The 10,090-nt window shown below is 61.8% G+C and carries 9 protein-coding genes; 6 read left to right on the plus strand and 3 right to left on the minus strand.

Annotation, left to right across the window (positions count from 1 at the left end):
- Nucleotides 1–31 precede the first annotated feature (31 nt).
- Entirely contained in the window at nt 32–1,837 is a 1,806-nt protein-coding gene (gene lepA / locus EOA28_RS12970; RefSeq protein ID WP_127252994.1) for a translation elongation factor 4, read from the plus strand.
- Between the two features lie 27 nt (nt 1,838–1,864).
- On the opposite strand, the gene EOA28_RS12975 is transcribed toward lepA, so the two are convergent.
- A complete protein-coding gene (locus tag EOA28_RS12975; protein ID WP_127252995.1) occupies nt 1,865–3,613 on the minus strand; it encodes an ATP-binding protein in 1,749 nt (582 codons plus the stop codon).
- Between the two features lie 300 nt (nt 3,614–3,913).
- Here EOA28_RS12975 and EOA28_RS38820 point away from each other — a divergent pair, with 300 nt between their 5' ends.
- From EOA28_RS38820 to EOA28_RS12995, 4 genes are all read left to right on the plus strand, one after another.
- A complete protein-coding gene (locus EOA28_RS38820) occupies nt 3,914–4,366 on the plus strand; it encodes a hypothetical protein (RefSeq protein ID WP_245463429.1) in 453 nt (150 codons plus the stop codon).
- Between the two features lie 11 nt (nt 4,367–4,377).
- Nucleotides 4,378–4,887 carry a hypothetical protein gene (locus EOA28_RS12985; RefSeq protein ID WP_127252996.1) on the plus strand — a complete coding sequence of 170 codons (510 nt, stop codon included), beginning with the start codon at nt 4,378–4,380 and terminating at the stop codon, nt 4,885–4,887.
- Nucleotides 4,888–5,249: 362 nt separating this feature from the next.
- Nucleotides 5,250–5,597 (plus strand): hypothetical protein, encoded by a 348-nt coding sequence (locus EOA28_RS12990; protein ID WP_126080281.1) that lies wholly within the window; start codon nt 5,250–5,252, stop codon nt 5,595–5,597.
- A gap of 352 nt (nt 5,598–5,949) precedes the next feature.
- A complete protein-coding gene (locus tag EOA28_RS12995) occupies nt 5,950–6,321 on the plus strand; it encodes a hypothetical protein (RefSeq protein WP_127252997.1) in 372 nt (123 codons plus the stop codon).
- Nucleotides 6,322–6,609: 288 nt separating this feature from the next.
- Here the strand turns inward: EOA28_RS12995 and EOA28_RS13000 are convergent, their stop codons facing one another.
- On the minus strand, nt 6,610–8,313 hold the full coding sequence (locus EOA28_RS13000; protein WP_127252998.1) for a phospholipase D-like domain-containing protein: 1,704 nt from the start codon (nt 8,311–8,313) through the stop codon (nt 6,610–6,612).
- Nucleotides 8,314–8,329: 16 nt separating this feature from the next.
- Between EOA28_RS13000 and EOA28_RS13005 the strand changes: the two genes are divergently transcribed.
- Nucleotides 8,330–8,734 (plus strand): hypothetical protein, encoded by a 405-nt coding sequence (locus EOA28_RS13005; RefSeq protein WP_127252999.1) that lies wholly within the window; start codon nt 8,330–8,332, stop codon nt 8,732–8,734.
- A 435-nt stretch (nt 8,735–9,169) separates the two neighbouring features.
- Here EOA28_RS13005 and msrA read toward each other — a convergent pair whose 3' ends face one another.
- Nucleotides 9,170–9,907: a peptide-methionine (S)-S-oxide reductase MsrA gene (gene msrA / locus EOA28_RS13010; protein WP_127253000.1), complete on the minus strand. Its 738-nt coding sequence runs from the start codon at nt 9,905–9,907 to the stop codon at nt 9,170–9,172.
- Between the last annotated feature and the right edge of the window lie 183 nt (nt 9,908–10,090).

The raw sequence follows: 10,090 nt of genomic DNA on the forward strand, positions 1-10,090 counted from the left end.
CCTCAACCCCGCCCCTGCTAAAGCGCGCCGCATGACGACGCCGCTCGACCACATCCGCAATTTCTCCATCGTCGCCCATATCGACCATGGCAAATCCACGCTTGCCGACCGGCTGATCCAGCTCACCGGCGCGCTGGAGGAGCGCGACATGAAGGAGCAGGTGCTGGACTCGATGGATATCGAGCGCGAGCGCGGCATCACCATCAAGGCCCAGACGGTCAGGCTCAACTACCGCGCCAAGAACGGCGAGGACTATGTGCTGAACCTCATCGACACGCCTGGACATGTCGACTTCGCCTATGAGGTGTCGCGTTCGCTCGCCGCCTGCGAGGGGTCGCTGCTGGTGGTGGACGCTTCCCAGGGCGTCGAGGCGCAGACGCTGGCCAATGTCTACCAGGCCATCGACAACAACCACGAGATCGTCGTGGTGCTGAACAAGGTCGACCTGCCGGCGGCCGAGCCCGAGCGCATCCGCGAGCAGGTCGAGGAGGTGATCGGCCTCGACGCCTCCAACGCGGTGCTGATCTCGGCCAAGACCGGCCTCGGTGTGCCGGACGTGCTGGAGGCGATCGTTCACCAGCTGCCGCCGCCGCGCGAGGGCGACATCAACGCGCCGCTCAAGGCCATGCTGGTCGACAGCTGGTACGACGCCTATCTCGGCGTCATCGTTCTGGTGCGCATCATCGACGGCGTGATGAAGAAGGGCCAGACCATCCGCATGATGGGCACCGGCGCGAAATATCTCGTCGAACGCACCGGCGTGTTCAAGCCGGCCCGCGTCAATGTCGACGAGCTCGGCCCGGGCGAATTCGGCTTCTTCACCGGCTCGATCAAGGAAGTGGCCGACACCCGCGTCGGCGACACCATCACCGAGGACCGCCGCCCGACGCAGAAGGCGCTGCCCGGCTTCAAGCCGGCGCAGCCGGTGGTGTTCTGCGGCCTGTTCCCGGTCGACGCCGCCGATTTCGAGGATCTGCGCGCCGCCGTCGGCAAGCTGCGCCTCAACGACGCCAGCTTCTCTTATGAGATGGAGACGTCGGCCGCGCTCGGCTTCGGCTTCCGCTGCGGCTTCCTCGGTCTGCTGCATCTGGAGATCATCCAGGAGCGGCTGGAGCGCGAGTTCAACCTCGACCTCATCGCCACCGCGCCTAGCGTCGTCTATCGCATGAACCTCATCGACGGCACGGTGAAGGAATTGCACAACCCGGCCGACATGCCCGACGTGGTCAAGATCGCCTCGATCGAGGAGCCGTGGATCCGCGCCACGATCCTGACGCCCGACGACTATCTCGGCGGCATCCTAAAACTCTGCCAGGACAGGCGCGGCATCCAGGCCGATCTCTCCTATGTCGGCAAACGCGCCATGCTGACCTACGACCTGCCGCTCAACGAGGTGGTGTTCGATTTCTACGACCGGCTGAAGTCGATCTCCAAGGGCTACGCCTCCTTCGACTATCATTTGACCGATTATCGCGAGGGCGACCTGGTGAAGATGTCGATCCTGGTCAATGACGAGCCGGTCGACGCTTTATCCATGCTTGTGCACCGCTCGGCCGCGGAGAAGCGCGGCCGCGCCATGTGCGAGAAGCTGAAGGAGCTGATCCCGCAGCATCTCTTCAAGATCCCGATCCAGGCGGCCATAGGCGGCCGCATCATCGCACGCGAGACCGTCTCGGCCCTGCGCAAGGACGTCACCGCCAAATGCTACGGCGGCGACGTGACCCGCAAGCGCAAGCTGCTCGACAAGCAGAAAGAGGGCAAGAAGCGCATGCGGCAGTTCGGCAAGGTGGATATCCCGCAGGAGGCGTTTATCCAGGCGCTGAAGATGGGGGATTGAGGGGGGCTTTGGCGCGCGGAGCGCTCGCTACTCCTCAGCGAAGTATCGATTTACCTCAGTGAGCATGTCACAGAATTCCACATCGAATTCCGATGCGTGGAATTCGTCCAAAACCTGAAACAGCGAGATAGATATCCCGTAGGCCTCGTCAAGCACCCGATTGTAAGCCGAAAAAAACTCTTTTCCAGAAATTCGACAACTATATCCCCGAGTCGTCCAATCTTTATCAAATTCGCTTTTAGCCAACTTCAGAATGGTCTGAGTGTCCCTACCGTCGCGTTTGAGCTGATAGTACTTGCTTGTCGCCGATTGGACGTTAATGAGGCAATCCTCGCGCATTTCCAAAGAAATAGCGGACAAGGTATTGTCGATCCACGCATCTTCTATCGTTTTCTCTTTCTTTTTAGCTGCCTTTTGCGTAGCCTTGTAGATCGCGTCCCGAGCGATGACATAGTTCTCGATCTCTTTTCGCCGGAGGACATGACAGAAGACCCCCGACCTTCTTAGCTTCTGCTCGTGGCCTTCAATTTCGTCCAAGCATCGATAATCTCGGTCAAAGATCGCGGCGATCTTGGGTTGAATTCCAAAAAGCTCCTGAAAGGCCCAAGGCAGGTTGCCTACCCGAGGCCATTGTTCGTACCCACCTATCTTGAGCAGCATCGTGTCAGGATCGCTAAATACCCCATCGGGAATCAGCATTTGCTCGAACCTTCGATAGATGGAGCGATCGTTTCCCTCGAATGCTATTATCCTTCTGGCTCTAGAAAGACGCGCAAAGTCGGCGTTCTCTGAGGAACCTAATAGCGCATGCGCGCTACGGTAGCCTTCCTCGGTGGTGATCCGCTTCCCTGTCTGCAGTTCCGATCTCACCAGAACGACATCGCCTGAGTTGGCTTCGTTCATGATCTCTGCCGAATGAGTGGCAAGAAAAATCTGAGAAAATCTCTTCTTGGCAATGCCGTAAAGTCTTCTCTGTAGGTCGGCGTGGAGGTACACGTCAGGCTCGTCCAGAACGAGGATATCTCCTCCCGACCCTCGAAGAAAATGGGCCATGATTTGCATCCACGCCTGAAATCCAAATCCTGACAAATAGATTTCTCTTGGATACCCCTTCTCGAGGTAAATCATCTCAAGCGTCGATGGCACTCCAACAATTACTTTCGGTTTTTGAACCTCGATATCTTTCCAATTACCCTCCACTAGCGCGGAGAATTCCTGAAATTCGCCGTGGCTCTTCTGTCGCCAAATATTCCTAAAGTTTCGCGCAGCAAGTCGAGTATGCTCGACGCTTCTAACGTAATCGGGATCGTTCGGTTTCTCGGTTTCCTCAAACTGACCCAGCGTCGGAACGACAATTATGGATTCTGGAAAGCAGTCTCTGAAGAAGGCCTTGGTGCTCTTTGCTCTTCTATCTGATTGTATGAAAACGATTGGTTGACGGTCGACGTTCAGTATAATGTGAAGGGCGGATCCATTCTCGTGAAATATCGAAATCTTAACGTCATCTTCCGACTCATCTGTCGGTATATTTGCAATGGGCAGGCAAAAATTCTTATTAGCCATTTCGTATGTTGCGCAAACGCCATACGGACTTTGGGTCTTCAGGACCGGAAGTCTGTATTCCGCGTAGCGAGCTACGTCAGCGAACAGCCGGAGGGCGTCGAGCACTGAAGACTTTCCAGCGTTGTTTGGACCTACGAAGATATTTCGCTCTTTGCAGGTAACGCGGAATTTAGAGTGCTTTCGAAAGTTCTCGAACTCGATTCGCCTTAGAATTTAAACCTCCTCCCGCTAGTGCCGTCTTAGGTTAGATTCCTACATGATTCTGCCTGAGCCGTAACGGTGTCGCACGTCATTTCGGCCCTGAGCCTCCCGCCATCGAACCCCCTCGCCTCTGTTCCTTCGGGAGGTTGCTTTCGATTTTTCAGTTCGTGTCTATGATCCCAGTGCACTTGCCTAGTGTCCTCCCTTCTCCATCCGCCCACCTTGGCGTATCCTGTTCCCCGGCTTGGGGAGACATCACATGCGCTCCACCTCGGACACCGTCGGGGCCTCGCCATTGGCGGCGCGTTGGGCATGGCGGGCACTTTCGTTGGCAGCGACGCGCTGCGCGAGACGCTGTGGACCATCGACGGCGCGGGCATCGTCGTCGCCGCGGCGCTGCTGACGATAAAATACCAGCGGCTCGGCAATGATCTCGTCGCGGCCGGCTTTCTCACTTTCCTCGCCGGCGAAAGCCTGCTTCTGGCCGGCAATGCGGCGGGGCTGCAGGCCAGCGTGCCTTCCTATGCCGGCGGCATTGCGCTGTGGGCGGCGGGGCTGGTCATGGTTAGCGCGCAGGCCACCTTCGCGCTCTGGATGCGGCTCACGGGGCTCATTGCCGCCGCGCTCTTCACTGTTTCGGTGCTGATGATCCTGTGGGGCGCGCCGCTTTTGCCCACCTCGTCGCCGCTGCCGGCGCTCGGCTATCCGTTCCTGGTGCTGACCTTCGTCGGCTGGATCTGGACTTTGCTGAAAGCGGAGCGCTGAGTGCCAGGGCCATGGCCGCGCCGCTCGAACTCCGCAACAGCCCGTCGGGAAAGATCTTTCCGGCGCTCGGGCCGTTCCTGATCGGCGGCGTCTTCGGCTTCGGCGCGCTGCAGGGCGTGGCCTCGGGCGCGGATGGAGGGCATGTGCTGTGGATCGCGCTGCTCGCCGCCGCTTGTCTCGGGCTCGGCGCCTTTATCGCGCGCGGCGCTTTCGACACTTCGGTCAAGGTCGTCTTGGATCAGCGTGGTTTCCGCGATGCTCGCGCCGGCGACGTGCTGGTGCCGTGGAGCAAGGTGCGGAGCGTGCGGCTTGCCGCCGGCGGCAAGGGCGCGGCGATGCTCAATTTCGAGCTCACCGGCGAGCCGCCCGACGAAATCCGCTATTCCTCCGCCAACGCCTTCGGGCTGATGCCTTTCGGCCGGAACACCGTGCATATGGAGATCTCCTCGCTCGACGTGCGGGGGCAGGACCTGGTGGATGCGGTGAAGAAGTTTGCACCGCATGTGGTGGTGAGGCGGTGATTCGCGGGGAGATGTCCGGCAGGACAGCGGGGCGCTGTCCCGCCGGCATCTCAAGGCCTAGGTTCCTCGCCCCGCCACGTGCGGGGAGAGGTGTCCGCGAAGCGGACGGAGAGGGGCCTTCGTAGGGCGCTCCCCTCTCCGTCTCGGCTTCGCCGAGCCACCTCTCCCCACTTTCGTGGGGCGAGGAAACGCGAACTCACAGGCGCCGCGTTCCTTCACGCCCCCCTCTGCCCTGCCGGGCTTTCGTTGCTCGGAAAGCCAAGCAATTGGTTTCCCGTCCGCTGCGCGGACCGCTCCTCAACCCCCACAAGGGGGGAGATTACGCACTCCACCCGTGCTCTACTCCCCTCGGGGACCTCGCCATGATTCGCGCTCTGCTCGCTCTCCTTCTCCTCACCACGCCGGCCGCCGCCGCCGACATGTCGGTCTTCGTGCGCAACCAGCGCTCGGACGGCGTGGCGCTCGAGCTGTTCAGCCGCGACAGCCAGAAAGTCTGGCCGGGCGGCGACAAGGTGTTCCTGATCCGGCCGAAGGCGAAGAAATCCGTGCCGATCTCCTGCGAGCCCGGCGAGCATATCTGCTGGGGCGCCTGGGTGGACGGCGACGATTCCGTCAGCGCCGGCGTCGGCCCCGACAACGACCAGCCCTGCGACACCTGCTGCTTCATCTGCGTGGAGCATTCGACAGAGACGGTGGACCTGGCGGAGTAGGGGGAGTTCAACGCTTGGGTTCCTCGCCCCCGCAAAGCGGGGGAGAGGTGTCCGCGAAGCGGACGGAGAGGGGGCCTTCGTAGGGCGCTCCCCTCTCCGTCTCGGCTTCGCCGAGACACCTCTCCCCACTTCGTGGGGCGAGGAACCTTAATCCTGAGAAGCCGCGATCCTTCGCGCCCCCCTCTGGCCTGCCGGCCATCTCCCCCACAAGGGGGAGATCAGACGTCGCTGCCGTCTTCGCCAATCCCCTCAAATTCACCCCACTATTTTCCTCCCCACCCCTTGGCATCGCCACGCCTCATGCCATCATCCGGCATCGGCCGTGGGGGCCGATTCTGTCTCGGGGGTTCTCATGTCCATCTCTTTCGCGCGCCGCGCCGCCGCCGCGCTTTCGCTTGCCGTCCTCATCGCGCCCGCCGCCCATGCCGGCGACGTCACCTTCCAGATCAGGAACAACCATCCCAACGCCATGCGCGTCGAGCTCTACAGCCAGGACCGCGACTATGTCTGGCCGGGCGATGGCAAGGATTTCTATCTCGACGACGGCGAGACCAAGCAACTGCCGATCTCTTGCAACGAGGGCGAGAAGATCTGCTACGGCGCCTGGGTGGACGGCGACGAAAGCACCTATTGGGGCGTCGGCCCCAACAACCAGGAGACCTGCGAGGATTGCTGCTACACCTGCAGCGGCGGCCAGACCGAGGAGATCGACCTGGAGGAGTAGGGGCGCCGAAGCTGCTGATCTCCCCCTAGTGGGCCGTTTACGGGGAGAAGGTGCCGGCAGGCGGATGAGGGGCGGCGCTGAGCTTTCAGGTAAAGCGGGACGGCGCGACCTTGGGCAAAGGCAGGCAGCCGGCGCTCAAACTGCAGACGCCGGCGCTGCCCCTCATCCGCCCTTCGGGCACGGGCCCTTCGCTGTCGCTCCGGGCGTTCGTCGTTCGGAAAGCCAAGCAATTGGCTTTCCGTCCGCTGCGCGGACCACTCCTCACCCCCGCAAGCGGGGAGAAGGAAGCTAGCTCTGCGCTGTCCAGAACGCGATCTCCTGCGCCTTGGTCCGGAGCTCGGTCTTCAGCCACTGATCGTCGTCGTCGAGATAGCTCCACGGCGTCTTGCCCTCAGCCCGCATCTCGCGGATGTAGGAGCGGTAGCGATAGTGGCTGTAGACCGACATCGCGTAGGTGGCATAGGCGGCGGCGAGCTTGCGGTGACCACGGATGATGACCAGGTTCTCGTCGTTCTTCCGACTCGCCGGCGCCGAGAAATTGTGGCTCCCGGTCACCACCACGCAGTCCTTCGAATGCGGGTCGGTCACCAGGATCTTCGAGTGCACGATGGCGTGGCCGATCTGCGACAGGAACTCGCGCCGGTTGACCTCGGCGATCCATGGCCCGAGCGGCGCGTCGAGGCCTTGCGGCTGCGCCACCGCATAGCGGTCGGGCGTGAATTTGCGATCGCTGCTCACCAGGTCGATGTCGAGGAAATTTTGCCCGGTGCCGCCCTCGTCCGCGCTCAGCGTCGAGACCACGCCGCGCACATACATGCCTTTCTCCTTGGCCCGCTCTCCGGCAAGCGTGTGCAGCCCCTGCTTGCCCGGCGTGAACATCAAGAACAGCACCGCCTGCCGGGCCGAGCTGATGACCTCGCGCAGCGCATCCATGTCGGCGCCGTTCGAGGTGCGGGTGAACCAGACGGTCGCCCTGGCGCTCCCGATCGTGAAGGTTTTCGGCGCGTCGTTGTCGGCGATCAGCGCCGGCGTGAAATTGGCCGGGTCGGTCTTCGGCGGCGAGGCATCCTTGAGCAGGTCCCAATTCTTGCGGAAATGCGCCGCGACAGCCGCGTCCTCGATCAGCAGGCCGTTGTTGACCTGCGTGCACAGGCCCGTGGTGCTCCAGTTGGTGCTGCCGGTCCACACCTTCTTCGGCTCGCCGTCTTCGGAGACGACGACGAACTTGTTGTGGCCGAGCCCTTTCGATTTCAGCATCCGGTCGATGGTCGAGATGCCGTGGTCGTTGAGGTTCTTGCGCGCGTCCTTGTTGCCGTCGCCGCTTTTGTCGGAACCGTTGGCGAGGATGAGATGCAGCCGCGGGCCGAGCCCGATCAGCGCCGTCTCCAGCGTCGCGTCGCCGAGCTCGTAGAGCGCGGCATGCAGCTCGTCGCCGGCGCCTTGCGTCAGCCCGACCATGCGCAGGCCGAGATCGCCTTCCAGGAAGGCGCGGAATTTCGCGTCGCCATTGGTCTGCAGGCTCTTCTTGAAGGCCGCCGGCGTCAGCCTGTTCTTGGCCATGTAGCGGGCGACGAATTGCGACAGCACCAGCCCGCGGTTGAAGTAGCAGGAAAAGCCGCCCCCGGCGTCGGTGGCAAGCGTCTTCCACTCCGTCCAGTCGCTGGAAGCGCCCTTGATCAGCGGCTTGCCGGGGCCCGTGCTCATCATCGCGGTGACCCGGTAGCGCACGACATTGCCGACATCGGCGGCATGGTCGGTCCAGTTGAAGCGCTGGAACGGCCAGACGTCGGACGGCCTGTGGTCGCCCGATTTCGGCCTGTCCTTGGTGAAGCCGACGCGGTTCTCCACCGTCTCGATCTTCTCGGTCGCGCCAACCTTGCGGCCGCGCTCGAGCAGGAAACCCCGGCATCCGGCGATGAAGTCGCTCGGCGCCCAGGCGACGAAAGCGTCGTCGCCATTGGTGTAGACGGAAACCTTTATCTGGACGGCCATTTGTCGGTCCTCCCCGATGCAGCGCCGGCTGGTCCGGCATATCACTGCAGCCAACAAAATCCGCGCCGGAAGCAATGCTCCGGATCAACTGAAACAGAACTTTCGAGAAGGTGGCGGCGGTGATTATGTGGCGGCAGAAGATCGAACGTCAATGTTTTGCAGCGTCAAGTATAACTCTATGAACTGCTTCACACTGTGCTCTGTTTGCAAGCAAAACAAGGGCGATGGTTTCGAGGGTCATGGGTTCAAACGGCAGACCGGGCTGGAGCACTCCAGGAAAGTGCGAGCGACGCCGTTCACCGTTTCTGTCCTTGAAATCGGCGCGAAGGCAGGGGATTGGCCAAAGCCGCCCGAACCTCGTCATTCCTGGGCGGAGCAGCCGCGAAGCGGCGTCGCGGAGACCCTGGAATCCATGCCATGACTTTGAGCGCAGGATGCATCAGAGCAGAATTCTGCACCATTGCGGCGCTCGGAAGTCACGGCATGGATCCTCGGGTCTGCGCGCGTCGCTTCGCTCCTTGCTCCGCCCGTGGATGACGACTTCGCGTAGGCTTTGGCCAATCGCCTAGGCATCCGCCACGCATATATCCCTAAGCCGGGAACCGGCCGGCCCGGAGACCGTTTCGAAATTCGCTCCGGCGAGTCATATGGTGGTGGTTTCGAGAACCGGAGCGGAGCGGACATCAGGTCCGTGAGCCTGCGCATGATCCGAAAATCGAAATCGATTTTCGGAAAGGATCATGCGCCAAGCAAAAGTGCTGCAGCGTCCTTTGCGCGTCCAAGAGGACGCGCGGCGCTGCAGTAGCGCAGAAACCGCCGGCAGATGGCCGCCGGAGTAGAATTTCCAAACGGTCTCTCAGCTCTTGCTGGAGGCCAGCACAAGCACCGGCTTCTCGCTGTAAAGCTGCGGGAACAGCGCCTTGAGATTCTCGATCTTGGGCAGGTCGTTGTAGACGATATAGGGATAGGTCGGGTTCAGCGTCAGGAAGTCCTGATGATAATCCTCGGCCGGATAGAAGGTCTTGCCGGTTTCCAGCGTGGTGACGATCGGCTTCGAAAACACCTTGGCCTTGTCGAGCTGGGCGATGTAGCTCTCGGCGACCTTCTTCTGCTCGTCATTCTCGGCGAAGATCGTCGAGCGGTACTGCGTGCCGGAATCCGGCCCCTGATAGTTGAGCTGCGTCGGGTTGTGCGCGACCGAGAAATAGACCTGCAGCAGCTGGCCGTAGGTGACCTTCGACGGGTCGTAGGTGATCTCGACGGATTCGGCATGGCCCGTGCGGCCAGTGCCGACCACCTCATAGACGGCGTTCTCGGCGCTGCCGCCTGTATAGCCCGATACCGCCTTGCTGACGCCCTTGACGTGCTGGAACACGCCCTGCACGCCCCAGAAGCAGCCGCCGGCGAAGATCGCCTTCTCGGTGCCGCTCGCCGCCTTCTCGTCCATTGCCGGCGGCGGGATCACCACCGCGTCCTCGGCCGAACGCGCCGGGCTCTGCCAGAAGACGGCCGCGGCGACTGCCGCAAGGCCAAGCGCCGCAAGCGCGCCGCGGGTGAAGAATGGCCGCGCGGCTTTTGTCTTTGTGCCGTTCATGTCCTGATCTCCTGTCATTGTCTTAGCATATACGAAGGAAGCCGTCGGGAGGTTGTCACTTTGCCGTGCGGCGGTGTGTAACCGCCAACGGCGCTCCCCCTCATCCGGCCGCTTCGCGGCCACCTTCTCCCCGAGGGGAGAAGAGATAGCGGCGGCGCCGACCGCTCCTCTCCCCTTGGGGAG

The sequence above is a fragment of the Mesorhizobium sp. M2A.F.Ca.ET.067.02.1.1 genome (genome assembly GCF_004023285.1).
GTDB lineage: Bacteria > Pseudomonadota > Alphaproteobacteria > Rhizobiales > Rhizobiaceae > Mesorhizobium.

Bases quoted from the DNA above. Each gene is read 5' to 3' on its own strand.
- EOA28_RS13000 (WP_127252998.1), bottom strand. From the start codon at position 8,313: ATGGCCGTCCAGATAAAGGTTTCCGTCTACACCAATGGCGACGACGCT.
- EOA28_RS13005 (WP_127252999.1), top strand. From the start codon at position 8,330: ATGCAGCGCCGGCTGGTCCGGCATATCACTGCAGCCAACAAAATCCGC.
- EOA28_RS12995 (WP_127252997.1), top strand. From the start codon at position 5,950: ATGTCCATCTCTTTCGCGCGCCGCGCCGCCGCCGCGCTTTCGCTTGCC.
- msrA (WP_127253000.1), bottom strand. From the start codon at position 9,907: ATGAACGGCACAAAGACAAAAGCCGCGCGGCCATTCTTCACCCGCGGC.
- EOA28_RS12985 (WP_127252996.1), top strand. From the start codon at position 4,378: ATGGCCGCGCCGCTCGAACTCCGCAACAGCCCGTCGGGAAAGATCTTT.
- EOA28_RS12990 (WP_126080281.1), top strand. From the start codon at position 5,250: ATGATTCGCGCTCTGCTCGCTCTCCTTCTCCTCACCACGCCGGCCGCC.
- lepA (WP_127252994.1), top strand. From the start codon at position 32: ATGACGACGCCGCTCGACCACATCCGCAATTTCTCCATCGTCGCCCAT.
- EOA28_RS38820 (WP_245463429.1), top strand. From the start codon at position 3,914: ATGGCGGGCACTTTCGTTGGCAGCGACGCGCTGCGCGAGACGCTGTGG.